The sequence below is a fragment of the Amycolatopsis sp. BJA-103 genome (genome assembly GCF_002849735.1).
GTDB lineage: Bacteria > Actinomycetota > Actinomycetes > Mycobacteriales > Pseudonocardiaceae > Amycolatopsis.
The window spans coordinates 2,947,309-2,970,874 of record NZ_CP017780.1 but is presented as its reverse complement, the minus strand read 5'-3'; the positions used below and the strand labels follow the sequence as shown (position 1 = coordinate 2,970,874).

General features: G+C 68.5%; 27 protein-coding genes. 14 read left to right on the top strand and 13 right to left on the bottom strand.

Features of this window, described 5'->3' with window-relative positions; translation table 11 throughout:
- The first annotated feature begins 6 nt into the window (after positions 1-6).
- A complete protein-coding gene (locus BKN51_RS12780; protein ID WP_101607855.1) occupies positions 7-237 on the top strand; it encodes a hypothetical protein in 231 nt (76 codons plus the stop codon).
- 179 nt (positions 238-416) lie between these two features.
- On the opposite strand, the gene BKN51_RS12775 is transcribed toward BKN51_RS12780, so the two are convergent.
- Positions 417-1,211, bottom strand: coding sequence for a TetR/AcrR family transcriptional regulator (locus tag BKN51_RS12775; RefSeq protein WP_101607854.1), 795 nt, complete (start codon positions 1,209-1,211; stop codon positions 417-419).
- A gap of 69 nt (positions 1,212-1,280) precedes the next feature.
- Between BKN51_RS12775 and BKN51_RS12770 the strand changes: the two genes are divergently transcribed.
- From BKN51_RS12770 to BKN51_RS44230, 3 genes are read left to right on the top strand one after another with little or no spacing between them, the layout of a single operon-like run.
- Positions 1,281-3,998, top strand: coding sequence for a DEAD/DEAH box helicase (locus BKN51_RS12770; protein WP_101607853.1), 2,718 nt, complete (start codon positions 1,281-1,283; stop codon positions 3,996-3,998).
- Entirely contained in the window at positions 3,995-4,759 is a 765-nt protein-coding gene (locus BKN51_RS12765; protein WP_236781102.1) for an SWIM zinc finger family protein, read from the top strand. Before BKN51_RS12770 ends, BKN51_RS12765 begins: the two co-directional genes overlap by 4 nt.
- Positions 4,678-5,154: a hypothetical protein gene (locus BKN51_RS44230; protein WP_236781101.1), complete on the top strand. Its 477-nt coding sequence runs from the start codon at positions 4,678-4,680 to the stop codon at positions 5,152-5,154. Before BKN51_RS12765 ends, BKN51_RS44230 begins: the two co-directional genes overlap by 82 nt.
- On the opposite strand, the gene BKN51_RS12760 is transcribed toward BKN51_RS44230, so the two are convergent.
- On the bottom strand, positions 5,091-5,738 hold the full coding sequence (locus tag BKN51_RS12760; protein WP_101607852.1) for a DUF4865 family protein: 648 nt from the start codon (positions 5,736-5,738) through the stop codon (positions 5,091-5,093). The two genes, BKN51_RS44230 and BKN51_RS12760, sit on opposite strands and share 64 nt — an antisense overlap.
- 25 nt (positions 5,739-5,763) lie before the next feature.
- On the bottom strand, positions 5,764-6,522 hold the full coding sequence (locus BKN51_RS12755) for an AraC family transcriptional regulator (protein WP_101607851.1): 759 nt from the start codon (positions 6,520-6,522) through the stop codon (positions 5,764-5,766).
- 53 nt (positions 6,523-6,575) lie between these two features.
- Between BKN51_RS12755 and BKN51_RS12750 the strand changes: the two genes are divergently transcribed.
- Positions 6,576-7,736 carry a 4-hydroxybenzoate 3-monooxygenase gene (locus BKN51_RS12750; protein WP_101607850.1) on the top strand — a complete coding sequence of 387 codons (1,161 nt, stop codon included), beginning with the start codon at positions 6,576-6,578 and terminating at the stop codon, positions 7,734-7,736.
- A 4-nt stretch (positions 7,737-7,740) separates the two neighbouring features.
- On the opposite strand, the gene BKN51_RS12745 is transcribed toward BKN51_RS12750, so the two are convergent.
- The 5 genes from BKN51_RS12745 to BKN51_RS12725 all read right to left on the bottom strand — a co-directional run bounded on the left by BKN51_RS12745 (position 7,741) and on the right by BKN51_RS12725 (position 11,567).
- Positions 7,741-8,172, bottom strand: a complete 432-nt coding sequence (locus BKN51_RS12745; protein ID WP_101607849.1) for a hypothetical protein — start codon at positions 8,170-8,172, stop codon at positions 7,741-7,743.
- Positions 8,173-8,307: 135 nt separating this feature from the next.
- Positions 8,308-9,927 carry an acyl-CoA dehydrogenase family protein gene (locus tag BKN51_RS12740; RefSeq protein WP_101607848.1) on the bottom strand — a complete coding sequence of 540 codons (1,620 nt, stop codon included), beginning with the start codon at positions 9,925-9,927 and terminating at the stop codon, positions 8,308-8,310.
- Complete coding sequence (locus tag BKN51_RS12735) at positions 9,911-10,516, bottom strand: TetR/AcrR family transcriptional regulator (protein WP_101607847.1); 606 nt, start codon at positions 10,514-10,516, stop codon at positions 9,911-9,913. The genes BKN51_RS12740 and BKN51_RS12735 overlap by 17 nt, the downstream gene beginning before the upstream one ends.
- Before the next feature lie 32 nt (positions 10,517-10,548).
- Positions 10,549-10,998, bottom strand: a complete 450-nt coding sequence (locus BKN51_RS12730) for a peroxiredoxin family protein (protein ID WP_101607846.1) — start codon at positions 10,996-10,998, stop codon at positions 10,549-10,551.
- A gap of 41 nt (positions 10,999-11,039) precedes the next feature.
- Positions 11,040-11,567 carry an RNA polymerase sigma factor gene (locus BKN51_RS12725; protein WP_101607845.1) on the bottom strand — a complete coding sequence of 176 codons (528 nt, stop codon included), beginning with the start codon at positions 11,565-11,567 and terminating at the stop codon, positions 11,040-11,042.
- Between the two features lie 140 nt (positions 11,568-11,707).
- Between BKN51_RS12725 and BKN51_RS12720 the strand changes: the two genes are divergently transcribed.
- From BKN51_RS12720 to BKN51_RS12705, 4 genes are read left to right on the top strand one after another with little or no spacing between them, the layout of a single operon-like run.
- On the top strand, positions 11,708-12,235 hold the full coding sequence (locus BKN51_RS12720) for a DinB family protein (protein WP_101607844.1): 528 nt from the start codon (positions 11,708-11,710) through the stop codon (positions 12,233-12,235).
- A 12-nt stretch (positions 12,236-12,247) separates the two neighbouring features.
- Complete coding sequence (locus BKN51_RS12715; protein ID WP_101607843.1) at positions 12,248-13,015, top strand: NAD(P)-binding domain-containing protein; 768 nt, start codon at positions 12,248-12,250, stop codon at positions 13,013-13,015.
- Positions 13,012-13,770 (top strand): putative protein N(5)-glutamine methyltransferase, encoded by a 759-nt coding sequence (locus BKN51_RS12710; RefSeq protein WP_101607842.1) that lies wholly within the window; start codon positions 13,012-13,014, stop codon positions 13,768-13,770. The genes BKN51_RS12715 and BKN51_RS12710 overlap by 4 nt, the downstream gene beginning before the upstream one ends.
- Positions 13,771-13,780: 10 nt before the next feature.
- Positions 13,781-14,422: a class I SAM-dependent DNA methyltransferase gene (locus BKN51_RS12705; RefSeq protein ID WP_101607841.1), complete on the top strand. Its 642-nt coding sequence runs from the start codon at positions 13,781-13,783 to the stop codon at positions 14,420-14,422.
- A 1-nt stretch (position 14,423) separates the two neighbouring features.
- Here BKN51_RS12705 and BKN51_RS12700 read toward each other — a convergent pair whose 3' ends face one another.
- Both BKN51_RS12700 and BKN51_RS12695 read right to left on the bottom strand, forming a co-directional pair.
- Complete coding sequence (locus BKN51_RS12700; protein WP_101607840.1) at positions 14,424-15,263, bottom strand: class I SAM-dependent methyltransferase; 840 nt, start codon at positions 15,261-15,263, stop codon at positions 14,424-14,426.
- A gap of 88 nt (positions 15,264-15,351) precedes the next feature.
- A complete protein-coding gene (locus BKN51_RS12695; RefSeq protein WP_168214323.1) occupies positions 15,352-15,873 on the bottom strand; it encodes a DUF4303 domain-containing protein in 522 nt (173 codons plus the stop codon).
- Positions 15,874-16,518: 645 nt separating this feature from the next.
- On the opposite strand from BKN51_RS12695, the gene BKN51_RS12690 reads away from it, so the two are divergent.
- Entirely contained in the window at positions 16,519-17,499 is a 981-nt protein-coding gene (locus BKN51_RS12690) for a tyrosine-type recombinase/integrase (RefSeq protein ID WP_101607838.1), read from the top strand.
- A gap of 1 nt (position 17,500) precedes the next feature.
- On the opposite strand, the gene BKN51_RS12685 is transcribed toward BKN51_RS12690, so the two are convergent.
- Positions 17,501-17,884 carry a hypothetical protein gene (locus tag BKN51_RS12685; protein WP_101607837.1) on the bottom strand — a complete coding sequence of 128 codons (384 nt, stop codon included), beginning with the start codon at positions 17,882-17,884 and terminating at the stop codon, positions 17,501-17,503.
- Positions 17,885-17,950: 66 nt separating this feature from the next.
- Here BKN51_RS12685 and BKN51_RS12680 point away from each other — a divergent pair, with 66 nt between their 5' ends.
- On the top strand, positions 17,951-18,730 hold the full coding sequence (locus tag BKN51_RS12680; protein WP_101607836.1) for a glycerophosphodiester phosphodiesterase family protein: 780 nt from the start codon (positions 17,951-17,953) through the stop codon (positions 18,728-18,730).
- A 90-nt stretch (positions 18,731-18,820) separates the two neighbouring features.
- Here BKN51_RS12680 and BKN51_RS12675 read toward each other — a convergent pair whose 3' ends face one another.
- Entirely contained in the window at positions 18,821-19,495 is a 675-nt protein-coding gene (locus BKN51_RS12675; protein ID WP_168214322.1) for a transglycosylase family protein, read from the bottom strand.
- A gap of 270 nt (positions 19,496-19,765) precedes the next feature.
- Between BKN51_RS12675 and BKN51_RS12670 the strand changes: the two genes are divergently transcribed.
- From BKN51_RS12670 to BKN51_RS12660, 3 genes are all read left to right on the top strand, one after another.
- The gene (locus BKN51_RS12670) at positions 19,766-21,166 is read left to right on the top strand and encodes an MFS transporter (protein ID WP_101607834.1); all 1,401 of its coding nucleotides are present in this window, start codon (positions 19,766-19,768) and stop codon (positions 21,164-21,166) included.
- Between the two features lie 30 nt (positions 21,167-21,196).
- Positions 21,197-21,955: a thymidine kinase gene (locus BKN51_RS12665; protein WP_101613193.1), complete on the top strand. Its 759-nt coding sequence runs from the start codon at positions 21,197-21,199 to the stop codon at positions 21,953-21,955.
- A 226-nt stretch (positions 21,956-22,181) separates the two neighbouring features.
- A complete protein-coding gene (locus tag BKN51_RS12660; protein WP_005151365.1) occupies positions 22,182-22,529 on the top strand; it encodes an RNA polymerase-binding protein RbpA in 348 nt (115 codons plus the stop codon).
- A 92-nt stretch (positions 22,530-22,621) separates the two neighbouring features.
- Here the strand turns inward: BKN51_RS12660 and dapA are convergent, their stop codons facing one another.
- Positions 22,622-23,521 (bottom strand): 4-hydroxy-tetrahydrodipicolinate synthase, encoded by a 900-nt coding sequence (gene dapA, locus BKN51_RS12655; protein ID WP_101607833.1) that lies wholly within the window; start codon positions 23,519-23,521, stop codon positions 22,622-22,624.
- Between the last annotated feature and the right edge of the window lie 45 nt (positions 23,522-23,566).

The window sequence follows — 23,566 nt, the reverse complement described above, 5'->3', positions numbered from 1 at the left end:
TGTTCTATGGACAGGCCGGTTATCCGGCGCGTCGTGCTCGGCGCGTTCGTCTGCGTCGCCGCGGTGATCGTGCTGCTGGTCGGCACGGCGGTGCTCAGCGCCACCGGGGTGTCCTCCGATCCGCACGGCTACGGAATGTTCGCGGGCATCCTGTTCGCGGCGGTCCTGACACCGGTCGCGCTGGCACTGTGGCTGCTGTACCGCTGGCTGCGACGACGCGGCGATCGGGCATCTTGAGGGGAAGGCCACACGGTCTGAGCCTTCATCCCCGGCCAGGAACCGGATCCCCCAGGACAACGCCGTTGTGAAAGCCACTTTCCCAACCTTCAACGTTGCGAAAGTGGCTTTCACAACACCCGCCCTGCGAACCAAGGACGGCACGAGCACGCCAGGCTCGCCCTAACCGTCCTTGCCGCTCACGAAGGCAGTTCCCGTTCCGCCCCTTGCGCTTCCCCGGCAACCAGTTGCTCGACCCCGTCGAGGATCCGCGCCAGCCCGAACCGGAACGTGTGCAGCGGCGCGCTCGCCGCACCGTGCGCCTCTCCCGCCGCCTGGCCGATCCGCGCCGCCAGCGGGAACAGGCCCGCGTCGGCTTCCGGGATCTCCGCGAGCACCGGGGCGCTGGCCGTCCACCACTCCGTATCCGTCAGCCCGGACCGCCGCACCAGACTCGCCGATTCGACCGAACCCCGCGCGATGCCCTGGACGAAACCGTTGACCATCGCGATCACGGCGTCCATCTCCAGGTCGGTGAGCCCGATCGCGTCGACGGCGCCCAGTTCGCGTTCGTGCTTGGCGAAGGTGTGCGGGCCGAGGGGGAGACGGCTGGTGGTGAGCTGGAGCATCCACGGGTGCCGGTGGTACATCGCCCAGGCGTCCTCGGCGAGGATCGTCATCGTGCCCCGCCAGTCGTGACCGGGCGGCGGGTCGGTCAGCTCGCCGTGCACCCGGTCCATCATCAGGTCGAGCAGTTCCGCGCGGCTGGGGATGTAGGTGTAGATGGACATGGGGGAGACGCCGAGTTTCTCCGCGCCCCGGCGCACCGACAGCGCGGTGATCCCCTCGGCGTCGGCGAGTTCGATCGCGGCGGTGATGATTTCCTCGACGGTGAGCTTCGGCTTGGGGCCTCGGCGGGGTTTTTCCCGCACGCCCCAGAGCAGTTCGATGGTTCGTCGTGGATCGCCCGTGCCGGTGTGGTCCGCGTCCGTCATCCCGCTTCTCTCTACGCTGTACAGAGTTGTGCTATTCTGAACTGTACACCGTACAGAGATTGGGGTTGAGTGACGTCTCACGACGGTTTCGACAGTGTCGCGTTCGAACCGAAGATTCCGGCCCGGACCAGCGGATTCGTCTTCTGGAACGCCGAGGGGGACACGCCGGGAACCGGGGAGGTGACTGTCGCCCTCCCTGAGGTCGCCACGGTCCCTTGCGTCCGGCTCCCGATGGCCGAAGCGCTCCCCGCCCTCCTGCGGCTGCGCACGAGTGAAGATTCCTCGGCGCGCTTCTGGAGTACGGCCGCCACAGCGGCGTTGAAGCTCGCCGAGGCGGGCAGGCTGCTGCCCGGGGTCACGGAGTCCGATGTGGACGCCTGGCGCGCAGGTCCTCTGGAACCCGCCGATGCCGCCTGGCTGCGTGAACTGTCCGAGGCGATGCCGGCGCGGGCACGGGCGATACCGGGCGACGGGAACCTGCTGCCCGCCCGGTATCCGCTGTTGCGCGCGTTCCTCGACGCCGTGGCCGACACCCTTCCCCGCACGCCCGCGGCCGCGCAGGCGGCGGGCGTCAAAGCCTTCGCCGCCCCGCCCTCGCATCGCGTCCCGCAGCTGCGGGACTGGGCGGCCGAGGTCGCGGCCGGGCTGGACTCCGGGGTCCGGGTCTCGGTGCGGATCGAGGCACCCGGCGACGATTTCACCAGCGGCCGCTTCACCGGGGTCGTCCAGGTGCACAGCCTCGCCGATCCGGGCGTCCTGATCGACGCCGCCGCGCTCTGGTCCGGCGACGACCGTTTCGGTCCGAGGGCCCGCATCGACGTGATGCTGGCCCTGCGCCGCGCGGCGCAGCTGTGGCCACCGTTGGAACCTTTGCTGGGCGCTGCGGTCCCCGACGAGGTCGTGCTTCGCGACACCGACATCACCGAGCTGCTCACCACCGCCGCGCCCGTGCTGGCCACGGCGGGCATCGACGTGCACTGGCCGGCCGATCTCGCCCGTGACCTGAGCGCGAAAGCCGTCGTCGGCGGTGGTGACGCACCGCCGGACGACCTCCCGTCGTTCTTCGCAGGCGGCACCCTGCTGCAGTTCGACTGGCAGCTGGCCCTCGGCGGCGCACCGCTCACCGCGGCCGAGATGGACGCACTGGCCGAGGCCCACCGGCCCGTCGTGCGGTTGCGCGACCAGTGGGTCCTCGTCGATCCGGCACTGGCGGCCAAGGCCCGCGATCGCGCCCTGAAACCGCTGACTCCCATCGACGCGCTCGGCGCCGCCTTGAGCGGGACGGCCGAGGTCGACGGCGAACGCGTCGACGTCCTCACCGACGGGTGGCTCGCCGCCTTGCGGGAACGGCTGCTCGCGCCACCGGAACCGCAGTCCCCGCCTCGGGGATTGGCCGCGACCCTGCGCGACTACCAGTTGCGCGGGCTGCAGTGGCTCACCGCCATGACGTCGATCGGGCTCGGGGGCTGCCTGGCCGACGACATGGGTCTGGGCAAGACGATCACGCTGATCTCGCTCCACCTGCACCGCGCGCAAGGCCCGACGCTGGTCGTCTGCCCGGCGTCGCTGCTGGGGAACTGGGAACGGGAGATCACCCGGTTCGCACCCGGTGTCCCGGTGCGGCGGTTCCACGGCACCGAGCGCTCGCTCGACGGGCTCGGCGACGGATTCGTGCTCACCACCTACGGCACCCTGCGGGTCGACCCGGGACCGCTGGGAGGCGTCCATTGGGGACTCCTGGTCGCCGACGAGGCCCAGCACGTCAAGAATCACCGCTCCGGCACGGCGAAGGCGTTGCGAACGCTGACGTCGTCGGCGCGGGTGGCGTTGACGGGCACCCCGGTGGAGAACAATCTCTCCGAGCTGTGGGCGATCCTCGACTGGACCACCCCCGGGCTGCTGGGCACGATGGCCGACTTCCGCCGCGTGTGGGCGAAACCGGTCGAGTCCGGAAAGGACCCCGAGGCCGCGGAACGGCTTTCCCGGCTGGTGCGCCCCTTCCTGTTGCGCCGCCGCAAATCCGATCCGGGGATCGCGCCGGAACTGCCGGCCAAGACCGAAACCGACCGGCCGGTGACGCTCACCGCCGAACAGGCCGCCCTGTACGAGGCGACGGTGCGCGAACTGATGGCCGAGATCGCCGGCAGCGAGGGCATCGCGCGGCGTGGCCGGATCGTCAAGCTCCTCACCGGGCTCAAGCAGATCTGCAACCACCCCGCGCAGTACCTCAAGGAACCGTCGGACGCGGTGCTGGACGGCCGGTCGGGCAAGCTCGAACTGCTCGACGAGCTCCTGGGCACGATCCTCGCCGAGGACGGCGCGGTCCTGGTGTTCACGCAGTACGTCGCCATGGCACGGCTGCTGGAACGTCATCTCGCGCAGCGCGGCATCGCCACCCAGCTGCTGCACGGCGGTACCCCGGTGCCCAAACGCGAAGAACTCGTGCGCCGGTTCCAGGCCGGTGAGGTCCCGGTGTTCCTGCTGTCGCTCAAGGCGGCCGGGACCGGGCTCAACCTCACCCACGCCGACCACGTCGTGCACTACGACCGCTGGTGGAACCCCGCCGTGGAGGACCAGGCGACCGACCGCGCGTACCGGATCGGGCAGACCAGGCCGGTGCAGGTGCACCGGCTCATCGCCGAGGGCACGGTCGAGGACCGGATCGCGGCGATGCTGCGGGAGAAACGCGCGCTCGCCGACGCGGTGCTCGCCGGTGGCGAGGCCGCCCTGACCGAACTGACCGACGCGGAGCTGGCCGATCTGGTCGAGTTGAGGAGTCGCCGATGAGTACGCCCGACGATCGCGTCCGCGGCTTCCCCGCCTTCGGGGCGCAGGGCGGACACGGCCAGTTCGCCCGCTCGTGGTGGGGCCGCGCGTGGATCAACGCGATGGAGGACACCGCGCTGGACCTGCGGCAGCTCAAACAAGGCCGCAAGTACGCCGCCGAGGGCCGGGTCGGCCCGATCACCGTCAGCCCCGGACGGATCGGCGCCGTGGTCGACGACCAGGAAGGCCAGTACCGCACCGAGGTCCGCCTCGCGGAACTGACCGACACCGAATGGGACCGCTTCCTCGACAGGGTCGCTTCCCGTGCCGGGCATCTCGCGGCGCTGCTGGACCGGGACATGCCACACGACCTCGTCGAAGCCGCCGACGACGCCGGGGTGCATCTGCTGCCCGGGATCGGCGACCTCGACCCGGACTGCGACTGTCCCGGCTGGGAACTGCCGTGCCGTCACGCCGCGGCGCTGTCGTTCCAGGCCTCGTGGCTGCTCGACGCGGATCCGTTCGTGCTGCTGCTGATGCGCGGTAAGGGGAGCGGGAGCTCCTCGACGAACTGCAGTGGCGTAACGCGCCTCGGTTCGTGCGCACCGGGGACGACGACACACCTGCGGAGCGGGCCTACGCCGACGAGCCCGGCCCGTTGCCGGACCTCGCCGGGTTCGCGCCCGCCGGAGGACCGACCGTGCCCGGGGCGCCCGGCATCCCCGCGGAGACCTTCGCCCTGCTGGCCGCCAACGCGAGCCAGGCGGCGGGCGCGCTCCTGACGTCGCAGCCGAAGCTCACCCGCAAACAGGACGCCGTCCGTCTCGCCGCGACCCGTCCGGAGACCGCCGATCGGCTGCGCCCGGCCGAGAACGGTGAGGAGTTCGACCGCGCGGTGCTCGCCTGGCGGCACGGCGGCCGGGCCGGTCTCGACGTCCTGGAGACCGCGTGGACACCGTCGTCGCAGGCGATGGGCCGCGCACGGGCCGCCTTCACCGAAGTGGTCGACGATCCCGGCGAGGGCCTGGACGTCGAACGCAACCAGTGCACCGTCCACGGGACAGGGGTGCAGGTGCGGCTGGGCAAGGACGGACTCTGGTACCCGTACCGGGATCAGTGGCCCGCCGGGCCGCCCGAAACCGACCCCGGCGCGCTGTTCGCCGCACTGCTCGGCTGATCCCACTGCCGTCCTCGCCGCAGCTCGTCCAGCTGCGGCGAGGACAGGTGGAGGATCCGGTACCGGACCTCGTCCGACTCAGGCGCCTCGTCACGCCACAGGCTGTAGCGCACCACCTGCCAGGTCCGCGGATCGACGGCCAGCGCCCCCGAATGCGCGCCGTCCTGTCGCAGGTGTTCACGAAGCCCGTCGAGAGCCTCGCCCAGGAAGGCGACAGGGTCGGTCTCGGCGGGGATGGGCACGACGTGCTTCCCCGCCGCCGCGGGGGGAGTGCCGAACGCCGGTCCCTCCTCGAACCCGAGCACGGTCCAGTGCTGCACCTCGGGACGCCCGAACGATTCGACGATGCCGCTGAACGGGCCGCCGAACAGGAAGGCGTTCATCCCGGCTTCGTCGTGCCACAGGTAGAAGGGCGAGTACTGGTTCAGCGTCGAGCCATCGACGCCACGCTCGCGGATCCCGTACACCTTCAGCCCCAGGCCGCCGAAGTCGTCGAGCAGATGCCCGCGAGTGGCGACGCGCTCGCGGATGATGCCCATGTCGTAGTCGGCGGGGAGGGTGATCTCGTACTGCATCGCATGCATACCGTACATACTAGTAGGTACAGAACTACCTTCGCCGTAGTCCGATCTGGTAGCGCCCCGGGGTTTCCCCGACCACGGCGACGAAAGCCTCGATGAAGCTCGTGGGGTTCGCCCAGCCCAGCCGAGCCGAGACGGTCGTCACCGCGTGCCCGTCCCCGAGGAGGACGAGGGCGTGCTGGACGCGGAGCATGCTGCGCCATTGCCGGAAGCTCACGCCGAGCTCTTCGTGGAACAGCCGGCTGAGCACGCGCTCGCTGGCGCCAGTGGCCCGCCCGAGTTCACGCAACGTCGCGGAACTCGCCGGGTCGGCGTGCAGCAGCGAGGTCACCGAGCGCAGCCTGTCGTCGGCGGGCTCGGGCAGGTACAGCTCCTGCTGCGGAGCGCCGGTGAGTTCGTCGATGATCAGCCCACGGAGCCGATGCCGAGGCCCCGGACCCCGAGGACGGCCATCGCTGAGCGCCAGGAGCACCTCACGCAACAGCGGCGTCACCGCGAAGACCGAAGGCAGAGCGGGCAGGAAACGGCCCAGCCGGACGGGCAGGTCGATGCGCCTGACCTCGGTCTCGCCGTACGCCCGATGGGAATGCTCGAATCCGGGCGGTGTCCAGGTGATCCGGTTCGCCGGAGCGACCCAGGTCCCCCGCGCGGTGGTGGTCGCGAGCGCGCCCGTGGACGGGTAGAGCAACTGGCCCCGGACATGGGTATGCGGGCCGACCAGCTGCCCGTGGGTCAGCGATCCCCGGCCGGTGTCACCCGGCTGCAAGCCTCGGCGGAATTCCAGCATGGACCGTCAGGATACCGGTAGTAGGACGCCTCGACCTCGGCGAAACTCGAAGCATGTCCACAGCAAAGGAAACCAAGCCCGTCCTGATCATCGGCGCAGGCGTGTCCGGCCTCGCGCTCGGCAACTTCCTGCTCCGCGAGGGAATCGGCTGTGTCGTCTTCGAACGACGCAGCCGCGAATACGTCGAACACCGCCAGCGCGCCGGGGTCATCGACACCAGAGCGGCCCGTGCCTTCCGGAAACGAGGCCTCGAAGACCGCGTCAGCGCCGGAGCTCACGCCGAGCCGAACCTCGGCTTCCGCATCGACGGCCGTCCCCGGCCCTTGCCGCTCTCCGTCGAAGAACACCGGGAAGGCCGGTTCTGCCCCCAGCAGGTCCTCGTCCGGAACCTCATCACCGTGTTCGAACAGGACGGCGGCGACCTGCGGTTCGACACCGACGTGACCATCGAGGACCACGAACGTCCTCGCGTCCGGCTCGGCGACGGATCGATCGTCGAAGGCGACTTCATCGCCGGATGCGACGGCAACCACGGCGCGACCCGGACCGCCATCCCCGAAGACCGCATCACCCGCCACACCCACGAATACGGCTACGCCTGGCTGGTCATCCTCGCCGAGGTAACAGCTCACCAGCAGACACTGATGGCGATCCACCGGCGCGGATTCGCCGCCCAGTTCGGGCGCGGACCGCGAGCGAGCCGGTTCTACCTTCAGTGCCCGCTCGACGACACCACCGAGGATTGGCCGGACGAGCGCATCTGGAGTGAACTCGAAGCCCGCTTCGGCGAACCGCTCACCGAGAAGGGCGCGATCGTCGAGAAACAACTCGTGCCGCTGCGCGGCGAGATGATCAGCCCGATGAGCCACGGCAGGCTCCACTTGCTCGGCGACGCCGCGCACATCGTCCCGCCGATGAGCGCCAAGGGCATGAACCTCGCCCTCCACGACGCCGACGTCTTCGCTGAGGCACTGGTCCGCCACTACAAGAACGACGATCCGAGCCTGCTCGACGCCTACTCCGACACCCGCCTGCGTGACGTGTGGAACTACCAGGCCTTCGCGACATGGTTCACCGACACCGTCCACGACGCCGGAGACGCGACCTACCGAGGGGAGTTCCGCCATCGGGTGGCACGCGCCGACTTCGAGCGCCTGTACACCTCGAGCACGGCGAACCGGCTGCTCAGCGAGTTCATGGCCGGTCTGAACTGATCCGCTACTTCTTGCTGAGCCGGATGATCCCGTCACCGTCCCGCACCGCGACGACGACGATCACCTGCCGGTTGATCTGATGGACCATCCCCGGCGGACCGGACACCGCCTCGCCCATCCCACCGGAAGCGGGCGCGAGCCCCGCCTTCCCGGCCTGGATCGTCACCGAGAGCGGCCCGGCTCCGCCGTCGTTGGGGATCTGATCGCCGGTCCGCACCAGCACCTCGCACTCCCCGTCACCGCAGGCCTTCAAGTCCCGTCCGTCCGCCGCGACGAACGGCGCACCGGACGGGGCCGCCGCCTCCATCATCGGCACACTCTCGGTCGAAGGCCTCGGACTCGCCGCGGCGAAAATCGGCGTCGGCTCGGCCGACCCGCAACCGGCGGCGAACAGCGCGAGGGGAACCAGGGCCAGGCATCTTCGGCGATCGACCATGACCGACGAACGTAGCCGACACACGCGGCCCTGGATGCACCCGAATTCCGCAATCCTGCGGCTGTTTGCAGTGCTCGGAGCCGGTCCGGCCGGGGTAATCGGCACCACGTGGTCAGGCGAGTACTGAGCGTCGACTCAGACCTCGGCACGGGCGATGATCGCCCGGGTGTCCACACCGGACGGCAGCGTCCCGAACGCGACACCCCAATCGCCGCTCAACCGCGACGCGCAGAACGCGTCGGCCACCGCCGGCGCCCCGTGCCGCACCAGCAACGAGCCCTGCAACACCAGCGCCATCGACTCGACCAGCCGCCGCGCCCGGTACTCGATGTCCGACAGATCGGACAGCTCCTTGCGCAGCCTGCCCACCGCGTCGTCCAGCCGCACGTCGGCACCGGCCGCCTGCTCGACCTCCGTGAAGTACGCCGCCACCGACTCCGGCTGCTTCGCCATCGCCCGCAACGCGTCCAGCGCCGCGACGTTGCCCGACCCCTCCCAGATCGACATCAGCGGAGCCTCGCGATAGAGCCGCGGCATCCCCGACTCCTCGACGTACCCGTTGCCGCCCAGACACTCCAGCGCCTCCACCGCATGCGAAGGACCGCGCTTGCACACCCAGTACTTCGTCACCGCCAGCCCCAGCCGCCGGAACGCCTGCTCCTGCTCGTCACCCGGCCGGTCGGTGGCCGCCGCCAGCCGCATCCCGACCGTCGTCGCCGCCTCGGACTCCACGACGAGGTCCGCCAGCACGTTGCCCATCAACGGCTGATCCAGCAGGTTCGCCCCGAACGCACGACGATGCCGCGCGTGGTGCACCGCCCGCACCGCGCCGTACCGCATCCCCGACGCGCTCCCGACCGCGCAGTCCAGCCTGGTGTTGTTCACCATCTCGATGATGGTGCGCACCCCACGGCCCTCCTCGCCGACCAGCCATCCGATCGCGTCGTCGTACTCGATCTCCGACGACGCGTTGGACCGGTTGCCCAGCTTGTCCTTCAGCCGCTGCACCCGGATCCCGTTGCGCGAGCCGTCCGGCAGGACGCGGGGGAGAAGGAAGCACGAGAGCCCGCCCGGCGCCTGGGCCAGCGTCAGGAACATGTCCGACATCGGCGCCGAGGTGAACCACTTGTGCCCGACGATCACATAGCTGCCGTCAGCGAGCGGCCGCGCCGTCGTCGTGTTCGCCCGGACGTCGGAACCGCCCTGCTTCTCCGTCATCGACATCCCGGCGATCAGCCCGCGCTTCGTGCTCGGCTCACGCAGCCCGAAGTCGTACTCCGTCGACGCCAGCAGCGGCTCGTACCGCTCGGAAAGCTCGGGATTGAACCGCAGCGCCGGAACCGCCGCGTACGTCATCGAAATCGGGCACGTATGCCCCGCGTCGACCTGACCCCAGACGTACATCTTCGCCGCCCGCGCCGCGTGCGCACCCGGCCGGGAATCCCGCCACGGCGTCGCGTGCAGCCCGTGGGACACCGCGACATCCATCAACTCGTGCCAGTACGGGTGGAACTCGACCTCGTCGATCCGGTTCCCGACCCGGTCGTGCGTCCGCAGCACCGGCTCGTTCTCGTTGACCAGCCTGCCCCACTCCTGGGCCTGCTCGCTCCCGGCCAGCCTGCCGAGGGCGTGCACCTCCGCCACCGCCCAGCCCGCGTCCGCCCGCTCCAGCCCCTCCAGCAGAGCCGGATCGGCGGCGGCGTCGTACTCCGCCAGCGGCGGCACCTGGTTGGTGACCTCATGAGTGACCGGCATCGGAACCTCCCAAAGAACGCAGGACAAAGGTGCGCAGCCCGGACACCTCGTCCGCACTGCCGGTGGTCAACGGGCCGATCAGCACCTCGGCCGCCGCCCCCACGAGCGCCGCCGCGGTGACCTCGGCGTCCTGAGCGGGGAAGACCCCCGACCGGACACCGTCGGCCACGTGCTGGGCCACGACATCGCGGAACGCGCGCCGGAACACCAGGCGCTCGGCCTCGATCGGCGCGTCGACGGGCTCGGCCAGCAGCGCGTACGCCATCCGCGGCGTCTTCAGCGCCCGGCTCGCGAAGGTGTCGAAGACCGCCACGACCCGCTCCGCCGGCGTGCCGGGCCGCTCCGACACCGCGCGCACCGCCTCGACCTCACGCGTGACGACCTTCCGGAACAGCTCCACGACCAGCGCGGCCTTGGTGGGGTAGTGGCGGTACACGCTCCCGACCGCCACCCCGGCCCGCTCCGCGACCGCCGACACCGAACAACCCGCGTACCCGCGCTCGGCCAACTGCTCCATGGCAGCGGCGAGGACGGCGTCGCGCTGGGCGTCCAGGCGCTCCTGGACCTTCGGTGTACGGCGATACGGCACGCAAGAAGTGAAGCACTGATTCACACCTTCAGTCAACGTGTGCGAACCAGCTCCTCGATCGCCCTGGCGATGCCCTTCTTGTCGTAAGCAGCCGTGGGCAAGGTCGCCCCATGGGCATGGCGGACCACCCCGTCCCGCCCGATCAGCACGCTCCCGGACTGCTGCAGGGCACCGAACACCTTCTTTACCAACCCGACGGCCTCGTGCGGCGTACCGCTCCGGCCGGTCACCACCTGGAGCGACAGCCCACGCTTCGCCCGCCAAGCCGCCGCCTCGGCTCGCCCTTCCGGAACCGCGACCAGGACACGCACATCGGCGAGCTTCGCGAGGTCCTTCACATGGCCGATGCACACCGGGCACGTGGTCGAGCGCATGAAGTAGAGCAGCACGTCGTCCGAACCGCGGAAATCCGACAGCCGGACAACCGTCCCGGCGGTGTCCTCCAAGGCGAGATCAGGGGCCATGGATCCGATTTCGAGCATGAAGACTCCTCAAGAGATAGAGCAAGAAGGGGAGAAAGGGATCAGCGAACCTGCAACAGCGCACGGACCGTCGCCCGCGCCCGATGCAGCCGGGACTTCATCGCGGAAGTGCTCAACCCGAGCGCGTCGGCGACCGCCCGGCCCGAATACCCCTGGACGTCACGCATGATCAAGACGCGACGCTGATCGGCGGGCAACTCCGCGATCGCCGCGGCCACCCGCCGCGCCTCCAACCGCTGCAGAGCGTCCTCCTCCGCCGAGACCACCGCATCGGCACCCATCAGCTCGTCACCACGCCACGCCCGCCGAGCCCGGCGAAGACACTCGTTCCGCACGATCCGGAACATCCACGACGCCAGCGCCCCGGAAGCACGCAAAGTGCCGATCTTCCGGTACAGGACGATCAGCGCCTCCTGCGCGGAATCCTCCGCGTCCTCCGGCGAAGCGCACAGCGAACGCGCGAACCGCTGCACATGCGGATGGGAACCCGAGACCAGAGCGGCGACGGCGGACTCGTCCCCGCCCTGCGCGGCCACGATCAAAGACTCCCTCGGCCACTCAGCCCCCACGACAACCCCTCCTCCCGCGCCGAGCTCGTCCCGGCCCCTACAAGAGCCGCCACCCCGGCGAAAGGATTCAGCCCGCCTCACGTGACCCCGCTCACGCCCCCGTCGTGCGGCTCACCACAAACCCCTTGTCACCCGATGGCATGATCGCCGCTATGACATGGACCGCCCCCGAGGTGACCCGTCCGTCCGGCGACACCGCCGCCGACGAACGCATCCTCCTGCCCTCCCTGCTGGCGTGGCATCGCAGCACCTTCCTCGGCAAATGCGCCGGCCTCACCGGAGAACAGCTCGCCCAGGCGTCGGTCCCGCCCTCGAACCTCACCCTCCTCGGCCTCATCCGCCACCTGGCCAAGGTCGAACGCATCTGGTTCCGCCTGCGCTACACCGCACAGGACATCGAACCCCTCTACGACCTCGCCCTCGGCAAGGACCACGACTTCGAAGTCCTCGACGCCACCAAAGCCGAAGAGGCCTACAACACCCTCCTCGAAGAAATCCGCCTGGCCGACGAAGCCGCCGCCGACGGATCCCTCGACGACACCTTCGACCTCGGCGGCGACCCCTTCTCGCTCCGCATGCTCTACGTCCACATGATCGGCGAATACGCCCGCCACAACGGCCACGCCGACCTCATCCGCGAACGCATCGACGGCGACACCGGCGCCTGAGCAGGAGTGACCATGGACTACGGATTCATCGGCGCGGGCGAGATCACCGCCGCCATCGTCGAAGGCCTCAGCAAGGACATCGCCGAGCCGCCCTCGATCTTCCTCTCACCGCGCAGCCGCAGCGTCGGACAAGAACTCTCGGCACGCTTCGCCAACGTCACGGTCTGCGACAACAACCAAGCCGTCGCCGACAGCGCCACGACGATCATCCTCGCCGTCCGCACGCCGATCGCCGAGGAAGTCCTCCGCGACCTGACCCTCCGGCCCGGCCACGTCCTGATCAGCGCCCTCGCCGGCGTCCGCCTCGAGCAGTTGCGCGAGTGGGCCGCACCGGCAGGCGAAGTCGTCCGGAGCATCCCGCTGCCCCCGGCATCCCGCCGCCAAAGCCTCACCGCCATGTACCCCGACAACGCCGAAGCACGAGCCCTCTTCGACAGCATCGGCGGCAGCATCGTCCCCGACGCGGAAAAAGACCTCGAAATCTTCAGCGCCGCCACGGCCACCTTCGCCGCCCACCTCGACTACCTCGGCACCATCGCCGCCTGGATGGCCGACCAAGGCATCGAAGACACCACCGCGACCACCTTCACCAGCCACATCTTCGGCCAACTCGGCCAATCCCTGCTCCAGCAGAACGGCTCCCTCGAAACCCTCGTCGGCAAGCACATGACCCCCGGCGGACTCAACGAACACTTCCTCACCGACCTGCGCACCAACGGCGTCCCCGACACCGTCCGCCAGGCCCTCGACGGAATCCTCACCAGGCTGCGGGACAAGTGACGATCATCGACCGGCTGCGGGCAGCCGGGTGCGTCTTCGCCGAAGACGAAGCCCGGCTCCTCGCCACCGAAGCCCGCACACCCGCGGACCTCGACACCATGATCGAACGCCGCGTCGCGGGCGAACCCCTCGAAGTCATCCTCGGCTGGGCGGAATTCCACGGACTCCGCATCGTCGTCGAACCCGGCGTCTTCGTGCCACGCCAACGATCCGAACTCCTCGTCCGCCACGCCCTTACCCTCGCCCGGCCCGGAGCGGTCGTCCTCGACCTCTGCTGCGGCACCGGCGCGCTCGGCGCCGCCATCGCCGCCGAACTCGGCGAAATCCGGCTCTACGCGGCCGACATCGAACCCGCCGCCGTCCGCTGCGCCCGCGCCAACGTCGCCGACGCCGGGGGAGAGGTGTTCGAGGGCGACCTCTACACGCCCCTACCCGCGTCGCTGCGAGGCCACGTCGACCTCCTCGTCGTCAACGCCCCCTACGTCCCGACCGACGCCATCGCGATGATGCCGCCCGAAGCCCGCGACCACGAACCCCGCATCGCCCTCGACGGCGGGCAGGACGGCGTCGACGTCCACCGGCGCGTCGCCGCGGAAGCCTCACAATGGCTCGCGCCGGGCGGGCACCTCCTGATCGAAACAGGGGAGAGCCAGGCCGCGAGCACCGCGAAAGCCATGGCACACAACGGATTGACGCCCGAAGTGATCACCGACGACGAGCTGTACGCGACGATTGTTGTCGGTGCCGGGGGATAGGGTCCCCGCCGTGACCGACTACCTCCAAGTGACCCGAACCGCCTACGACACGGTCGCGGCCGACTACGCCGAACTCCTCCGCGACCACCTCGCCGGCTCCACCTGGGATCGAGCCATGCTCGGCGCCTACGCGGAACTCGTCCAAGCCGCCGGCGGCGGCCGCGTCGCCGAAATCGGCTGCGGTCCCGGCCGCATCACCAACTATCTCCACGGCCTGGGGCTCGACATCCGCGGCGTCGACCTCTCGCCGGAGATGATCGCCGTCGCCCGGAAGTGGTACCCGCACCTGGACTTCGAGATCGGGGAGATGCCCGGTTTGTCCATTGAGGACGGAACGCTGGCGGGCGTCGTCGCGTGGTACTCGATCATCCACACACCAAGGGAGCGGCTGCCGGAGATCTTCGCCGACTTCCACCGGATCCTTGCCCCAGGCGGACATCTGCTGGTGGCGTTCCAAGTCGGCGACGAAGTGCGCCACATCGAGCACGCCTACGGGCACGACATCTCCTGCGACGCGTACCGGCTGGCGCCGGAGAAGATCGCCGAACAACTGGGGGAGGCGGGGTTCAGCGTGCTTTCCCGGCTCGTCCGGGAGCCGTCCGAAGAATTCGAGAGCACCCCGCAGGCCTACCTGATCGTCCGCAAGCAGTAGCTCAAGGACGCCGGGCTTCGATGAGCCAGGCCGCCGAGCGATAGAAGACGCCTCGGTCGGTCTGGTGCCCGGCGAGATCGGCGCGCAAGGTCTCGACGGCCTTGGTGCGCGTGTTCTCGTCCAGATCGCTCAGCCGTCCGCCGTGCTGCTCGACGATGAACTCCGCCGCGTCATCGACGTCCTGGCCGAAGTACATCGGCTTGTCCACCGCGGTCGACCGGACGTCGGTGTAGCCGGCGGAGCTCAGCAGCGCTTCGGTTTCGAGCGGATCGCTGAGCGCGAGATTCGAGGTCGGCACCTCACGGCCCGCGGCGAAGATCGTCCGGAAAGTGGTGATCCACTCGTTGAGCCGCAACGGTTGCCACGTCAACAGGACCAGACGGCCGCCAGGACGCGTCGCACGGGCCAGGTTGGCGAACGCGGCCAGGGGAGTACCGAAGAACATCGACCCGTGCCTGCTGACCACCACATCGAAGCCGCCTTCGGGGAACGGATGGACCTGAGCGTCCGCCTGTTCGAACGAGACGTTAGGAACGCGTTCCTGTTCGGCGAGCCGACGGGCGACACTCAGCATCTCGCTGGAGAGGTCCACGCCGAGCGCGGAACCGGCGCTGGCTTGGCCTGCGGCGTCCCGTGTCGTCTGACCGGCGCCGCAGCCGACATCGAGGACGTTGTCGGTCGACTGGATGCCGGCCGCAGAGAAGAAGATGTCGCGGTACGCGGCGACGCCGTCGTTGAAGCGTTGTGCACGCTTCGCCCAGAGTGCGCCGTCGTTGCCGTCCCAAGCCTGCAGCATCCGCTCGTTGGACGGATCGACGCGCACAGTGGTGTTCTCGGACATTTCGTCTAACCCCCAGGTTCGTTTCCGCGGATGACCATAGCGCGAGGCCATCACAGAACGCTCCTGACCGGCAGGGGAGCAGCGGTCTCTACGAGGTCCAGTAGGCCAGCCAAGCATCCAGCGCCGACCCGGGCGGGTTGAGCCGACTAGCTCGGTCGACATTTTCCTCGTCGCCAGGAACGACCTCGACCAGGGCCAGCACGTCCGCCCGAGCCTCGCCGACACCGAACAGCCCTTCATCAGCCAGCCTGAGCAGCGCTGTCTCCATCGCACGCAGCCGAAGAGCGAACTCCGCGTCGGACGCGTCGTCATCGGCGATGTCGAACACCGCCGGCCTGGCGGCGAACAGTTCGCGGACGGGCTTCAGATACTGCTCACCCTGGATCGAAAACGGCGAATCGGCGTAGGAGTAGCGGACGTCGTCAGCATCCGATCGCTGTGCCAGCGCCTCGCGTGACCACGCCGACAGCGCAGGACCGAACGCCTCGCCGGGCGTGGTCAGCGTGACGTAGTAGAAGGTGTGGCCAGGGTTGCCGCGGAACAGATCCGAGACAGCGGCACGAGCGGCCGTGGTCAACGCGTCCGCGAGGTCCGCTTCGGTCGGGATCACCAGGGCATCGAACCACACGTCTGCGTGGCCAACGCGGGCTCGATCAGGCCGAGTGAGTCAGGGGGCCGGATGGGGCCACCTTATCAACCTTACTTGACATAATGTACATTATCGGCACTTTGGACGACCTGGATAACAAGGCCCGAGAGGGGTCTCTGGCGTGAGCTGAAGGGGCCTTTCGTCGCATGTCACGCGGGGAAAGCTCCCTTCGTCGCGTGACATGCGGGCATGGGCCCCTTCAGCCCTCCCTGAACCCGACCACCCCTTGGTCTCCTGAAGCGGTCAGGACACCCCCGGCAACCCAAAACGGATGACCGATCACCCAAGCTCATTACGTCACTGTGACGAATCAATCCAGGCGTCTCGGCCGTTGATGATCAACGGAGGTGTTCAGCGGCAGCTCGTCTGGCTAACTCGCCTGACCAGCCTGCTCACCTCAGGCCTGCGGTCTCCCAGGCGACCCAAGCGTCATGAAAGGGTCATTCGGGATGAAAAACGTCAGGAGAGACTCTTTCATGACACCCTGAGGGCCAACGAGCGGACCAGGATCCCCCGCGAGGGATTTCCGGACCCGTCACTCCGTTTCATGCATAATCACTATTATGCATGAAACGGAATATAACCCAGTGTAAGACTGTCGGTGCCATGCGGTACAAGGTTCTCATGAGGGTCTCCGAGGCACAGCAAGCCTTTTTCGCCGCACGTCGTCCCCGTAAGGATTCTCCTCACACCACCGACGCCTACCGCCGCGACCTCGCCGGCATCACCGAGCTGCTGCTCCGCGAGTCCAACCGCTCCCCTGACGACCTCACCGTCGAGATGCTCACCGCCCAGGCACTCCGGAACGCCTTCGGTGCCTTCGCGGACACGCACGCCAAGAGCTCGGTCCTGCGCGCGTGGTCGACCTGGAACCAGTTCCTCACCTTCTGTGTGTCCGACGGCCTGCTCGCGGGCAACCCGATGGGCGCGGTCGCCCGGCCGAAGGCGCCGCCGTTGACGCCGAAACCGTTGCGGGGCGAGGAAACCCCGGAGCAGTTGCTCGCGGCCGCCGCCGATGGTTCCCGCCGGACGCGGGATCCGTGGCCGGAGCGGGACGTCCTGGTGATCGCGCTCGGCCTGGTCGCCGGACTGCGTGCCGCGGAGATGCGAGCCCTGACCACGCGGTCGCTGGTCGGCCGTCAGGGTGAGATGCGGCTGCACGTTCACGGCAAGGGAAGCCGCGACCGGTCGATCCCGGTCCAGCCGATCATGGAGAAGATCATCGAGGAGTACCTGGCCTCCTGCCGCCGTCGCTTCGCGCAGCAGCGGTTCGGGCCCTCCACTCCCCTCCTCCGGGATCGTGCGGGCGAGCCGATCGGCCGCGGCGCGCTGGAGTACCTGGTCAAATCCTGCTACCGGTGGGCGGGGCTGCACGACCGCGTGCCGGTCGGGGCGAACCTCCACGCGTTGCGGCACACGTTCGCGACGCGGCTGGCCGAGGACGGTGCGACGGCGTCGGAGATCATGGCGCTGCTGGGGCACGCGAGCTTGGCGACCAGTCAGAACTACATCGAGGCGACAGGGCGGGAGCAGCGGGCGGCGGCGGCGAGCAACCGGACGTATCGGGCGCTGGACGGGATCTTGTAGGTCAGCGGAGCTGTTCGAGGTCCTTGGCCGCCTGGGCGATTTCGTCGGCGAGGCCGCGAAGTTCGGCCAAGGACGCTCCGTCGTCGGCCGCGGTGACGATGTCTTCGGCGGCGCAGCGGAGTTGGAAGAGCCTGTCCTGCAGGGCGGCGATCTCGGTGTCGGAGAGGACGACGGCGTCCTCGGGGAGGCCGCTGCGCTGGAGGGCGGTCCGGCGTTCGTAGGCCCGCTGGCGGCAGGATTGCCCACAGTAACGGCGGCGCCTGCCGACGTTGCCGCCCTGTTCGAGTCGCCTGCCGCACCATCCGCAGTGTTTGGGTGCCCCCGCGCGACGTAACTCGGACACCTCTTCGGCGGACGTCTTCGGGTGCTCGGCCACTTCCCTCACGGGTCAGACCCTAGCTGGCCATCGGACGCTCATGCCGGGGCCACGACCGAAGTGCACACTAGTGGGGTGTCGACACTGTTTCCGTACCTCGCCGATCCGCTCCCGCGTGCCTTCGCCCATCGAGGCTGGCATCTCGGTGACCTGGAAGGGCTGGAGAACTCGCTCCCCGCCTTCCGGCAGGCGGTGACGGAGGGTTATCGCTATCTCGAGACGGACGTGCACGCGACGTCGGATGGCGTGGTGGTCGTGCATCACGACGCGTCGTTGGACCGGACGACCGATGGTGCGGGGTTGATCTCCCGGCAGACGTGGGCGCAGCTGCGGAACGTCAAGATCGGGGGCCGGGTGCCGTTGTCGCGGCTGGAGGAGGTCCTCGAGGAGTTGCCGGAGGCGCGGTTCAACATCGATGTGAAGTCGAACGAGGCCGTCGCGCCTTTCGTGCGGACGATCGAGCGGACCGGGGCGCACGACCGGGTCGCGGCGGCGTCGTTCTCCGACGCGCGGCTGGCCCGGATCCGGAAGCTGGCGGGGCCGAAGCTGGTGACGGCGATGGGACCGCGTTCGGTGGCGGTGATGTGGGCGAACGGGTTTCTGCCGCTGATCTCGCTGCGGGCGTTGTCGCGGGGTGCGATGGCGCAGGTGCCGGTGCGGCAGGGGCGGTTGAAGGTGGTGGACCGGTCGTTCCTGCGGCTGGCGGCGCGGGCGGGTTTCGAGGTGCACACATGGACGGTGGACGACCCGGCGGAGATGCGGTCGCTGCTGGATCTGGGGGTGCACGGGATCGTGACGGACCGGCCGGATCTGCTGCGTGAGGTGCTTCAGGAGCGGGGCGCTTGGCCTTCGTGACTCGCCTGCCGCTCCCCTCGCGCGCTATGAAAGGCCCGTTACTTGCAAAATTTGCAAGTAACGGGCCTTTCATAGCGTTGGGCGGAGGGGTTACCGCGGTGGTTTGCCGCTCCAGGCCGCGTCCCAGGTCTTGGGTCCGAGGCGGCCTGAGTCGTTGATGCCGTTGGCTCGCTGGAGGGCGAGGACGGCTTCGCGGGTCTTCTCGTAGTAGCAGCCGGTTCCGGTGAAGCCGTAGCCGTAGGCGTTCATCCGCAGTTGGAACAGCTTGAGCGGTGCAGCGCAGTCGCCGTAGGCGTAGACGACGCCGGGCCAGGCCGGTTTGGGGCCGCCGGGTGGTGCGGGCGGAGTGGGCTTCGGCTTGGGCGGGGGCGGCGGGGCGGGTTGTCCTCCCCCGCCGATGTAGGCGGAGTCGTCGTAGGACGGGACGCGTTTGCTGCGGCCGTCGCCGTCGTTGCGGAAGCCGAGTTTGCCGGCGCATTCCCAGGGTTGCCAGCCGCGCATGCGGTAGAGGTAGAGGGCCCGGTAGTCCTGTTCGCGGGGGCTGGCCTGGTCGGGTCGTCCCTGGCCGCCGACGCTGCGCCAGGTGGGCAGGTCGAACTGGTAGGCGCCGTAGTAGCCGTTGCCGGTGTTGATGTTGTAGCGCCCGCTCGATTCACACATGCGGAGCTTGGCCCAGTGGGAGCCGTGGGGATCCGCGGCGGCGGATCCGGTGGTGGCGATCTGCAGGCCCGTCACGGCGAGGGCGAGCAGGAGCGTTCTCGCCACTACGCGGTGTGCTGTGCGAAGGCGATGGGTCCTCATGAGCGGAACAGTAAATACCGGACACTTGCTTCACAAGAGTCACAACACAACCACCAGCCTCACACGAAACACACGTCGACCGTGGCAGCGACACGCCGACGATGGTCGGGAAGGTGGCCGGGAAGGGTTCGTCTCGCGTCGAAACGAACACGGTCCGGACTCGTGCCGGACAGGGGGCCGCGATCACCAGTAGTCTCCCGCTGACCTCGACGTTCTCGACTTCAGGAGCAGTACATGACGGTGGCCGTGACCCGTGAACGCAAGCGGGTATGGCGGGCTTGGTACCTCTACGACTGGGCCAATTCGCCGTTCTATTCGTCGGTCATCACGGTGTTCGGAGCGCTCTATTTGAGCGATATCGCGTCCTCGGATGCCAAGGCGAATTTCACCCTTAACGGGGACAGGCCGTGCACCGATTCGAGTGGTGCTTCGAGCACTCTTCAAAGCTGTGACGTGTCGTTGTTCGGGCTGCATTTCCCGGCGGGGTCGCTGTGGGGGTATCTGCTGTCCATCGCGACGGTGACGCAGGTGCTGGTGTTGCCGATCGCCGGCGCGATCGCGGACCGGAGCAGGCACAAGCGGCGGATCCTCGGCGGGTTCGCGTTCCTGGGCGCGGTGGCGTCGGCGCTGATGTTCTTCATCGCGGGGACGAACTGGCAGGTCGGCGTCTGGACGTTCATCCTCGCCAACATCGGGTACGGCGGTGCGCTGGTCGTCTACTACTCGTTCCTGGTGGACATCGCGGAGCCGGACGAGCGGGACTCGGTGTCGTCGAGGGGGTGGGCGTTCGGGTATCTCGGTGGCGGCCTGGCGCTGGCGTTGCAGCTTGGGTTCTTCATGGGGCATGAGGCGTTCGGGGTGAGCGAGCATCTCGCGATCCGGATCTGTTTCCTGACGTCGGGGATCTGGTGGGCGGTGTTCACGCTTCCGGCGGTGCGGGCACTCCCCCAGACTCATGTGCCGAAGTCGGCCGAGCGTGGCCTGTCGGTGCTGACGGCGGGGTTCAAGGAGCTGAAGCGGACGATCAAGGACGCGAGGGCCTATCCCCTGACGCTGGCGTTCCTCGGGAGCTATCTGGTCTTCACCGACGGGATCACGACGGTGGTGGCGGTGTCGGCGCAGTACGGCAAGGACGAGTTGAAGTACAGCACCACGGTGCTGATCGTGACGATCCTGGTGATCCAGTTCCTCGCGTACGCGGGGGCGATGATCCACGGTGCGATCGCGGCCCGGATCGGGGCGAAGAAGACGATCTTGGGCAGCCTGGTGGCCTGGACGGTCGTGTTGTGCTTCGCGTTCTTCATCCAGGCTGGGCAGCCGTTGCAGTTCTACGCGGTGGCGGTCGGGATCGGGCTGGTGCTCGGCGGAACGAACGCGCTGTCGCGATCGTTGTTCGGGCAGATGATCCCCGAGGGGAAGGACGCGCAGTACTTCTCGCTCTACGTGGTCGGTGAGCGGGGGACGTCGTGGCTCGGTCCCCTGTTGTTCGCCGCGGTCGGGCAGATCACCGGTTCGTTCCGGTACGCGATCATCGCGCTGGTGATCTTCTTCGTGCTCGGTTTCGTGTTCGTGTGGCTGGTCCCGGTGCGGCGGGCGATCGAGGCTGCGGGTAACCGACCACCGGCGGTGCTGTGAGCCGGGAGCGTGCCGATAGGGTCGGGCGTCGTGACCGTACTGAAGGAAAGTGGCCCGGACCCCACGGACGCGTTGTCGTCGGTGCCGGTGGCGGGTTCACGGCAGGGTGTGCCGGTCGTCGGGAAGTTGAAGTTCTGTTACGGGCCGATGGACTGCGGGAAGTCGACGCTGGCGTTGCAGATCGACCACAACCACGCGCGGCAGGGTCGTCGCGGGATGGTGCTGGTGCGGCACGATCGCTCCGGTGAGCCGCAGATCACCAGCCGGATCGGGCTGACGCGCAAGGCGACCGAGGTCGGGAACGAGACCGATCTGCGGTTGCTGGTGCGTGAGCAGTGGGCGGCGGGACGGCACGTGGACTACTTGATCGTCGACGAAGCTCAGTTTTTGTCACCTGTTCAGGTGGATCAGCTGGCTGAACTGGCCGATGACGTCCAAATCGACGTGTACTGCTTCGGTATCGCGACAGACTTCCGGAGCATGTTGTTCCCGGGTGCGGCGCGGTTGTTCGAATTGGCGGACGAGCTGCAGCCGGTTCAGGTCGAGGTGTTGTGCTGGTGCGGGCAGACGGGACGGTTCAACGCGAGGGTGTCCGACGGTGAGGTGCTGAGAGCCGGGGACACCGTTGTGGTGGCGGATACCGAGCAACCGCTAGTTGAAACTTCATTGACATCACGTTCTGAGGGTGAATTGAACACTGTCCGTTATCAGGTATTGTGCCGTCGGCACTTTCGACTGGGCGACCTGGGGCCTACCTCGGCCCAACACGGTCAGTTACGGTTGACATGACAGGCGTACTACTAGCCCATCTGGGGGATATCCGCACCAAGATGGCCGTATTGACGTCACGCCAGAGCGCGAAACCACTCCTACTAGGAGAAGCTGTTGCCACCGGGTGACACAGCTCATCGTGAGCAAGGACATGGTGTCCAGGGAATCCTCTGGCCCTCCCCGTCGTTGCATAGGGTGAGCATCACCCTGGCTCCACCCGGAGCTGACTGAAAGGACCCCCATCATGGCCGACCGTGTTCTCCGTGGAAGCCGGCTGGGAGCGGTCAGCTACGAGACCGACCGCAACCACGATCTCGCTCCTCGGCGCACCGTGCGCTACGCCTGCCCCAAGAACCACGAGTTCGAGGTGCCCTTCTCCGACGACGCCGAGATCCCCTCGGTGTGGGAGTGCAGGCTGCACGGCAGCGAGTCCGAGATCGTGGACGGCGGACAGCCGGAGCAGAAGAAGGTCAAGCCCCCGAGGACGCACTGGGACATGCTCCTGGAGCGCCGCTCGATTCCGGAGCTCGAAGATCTGCTCAACGAACGTCTCGCCGAGCTGAAGGGACGCAGGACCACCCGGTCCGCCTGACGCAACGGCCAAGTAGCTAGCCCCACCACGAACACAGCGAAGCCCCCGCGACCTCCCTCCGCGGGGGCTTCGCCATGTCTCGGGGAAGCGAGTCAGGCCGGGACCAGCCCGGCGACCAGAGGCGCCAGAGCTTCGGTCAGCCGCCGCAGGTGGTCGGGCGGCGATTCGAGCAGCGGCAACCGGACCGTCGCGTGCGGGATGATGCCGAGTTCGGCCAGCGCCGCCTTCGCCATGATCGCCCCCTGTGAGGTGCGCATGATCGCCTCGGTCAAGGGGTGCAGTGCCGCGTTGAGTACCCGCGCGGTGTCGAGGTCTCCCCTGCGTACCGCGCTGATGAGCTGGGCGTTGCTGTCGGCGAAGGCGTTGCCGACGACGCTGACCAGACCGGTGGCACCGGCGGCGAGGTAGGGCAGGTTGAGTTCGTCGATACCGCAGTAGTAGGCCAGCGGGGAGCCCGCCATGACCGACATCGCTTCGAACAGGTCTCCCTTGGCGTCCTTCACGGCCCGGATCCTGGGGTGGCGGGCGAGTTCGAGCAGAGTGGCCGCTTCCATGGCCGTTCCGGTACGGGCGGGGACGTCGTAGAGCATCACGGGCAGATCAGTGGCGTCGGCCACCGCCAGGCAGTGCGCCACGATCCCGGCTTGTGTCGGCTTGGAGTAATAAGGGCAGACGAGCAGGAGCGCGTCCGCCCCGGCCGCTTGAGCTTCGTGGGCCCGCCGGATGCAGGCGGTGGTGTCGTAGGTGCCGACGCCGGCGATCACGCGGGCCCGGTTTCCGGTTCGCGTCGCCACGGTGCGGACGAGCAGGGCGGCTTCGGTGTCGGTGAGGGTGGGTGACTCGCCGGTGGTTCCGCCGACGACGATGCCGTCGCATCCGGTGGTCAGGAGATGGTCGACCAGGCGGGCGAGGCCGGGTTCGTTGAGTGCGCCGCCGGGTTCCATCGGGGTGACCATGGCGACGAGGTTGGAGCCGAAGAGCGATTCGGTCATGTGCTCGATCCTGTCGGCGCCGATACCTGCGGTCCAGCGATGCTT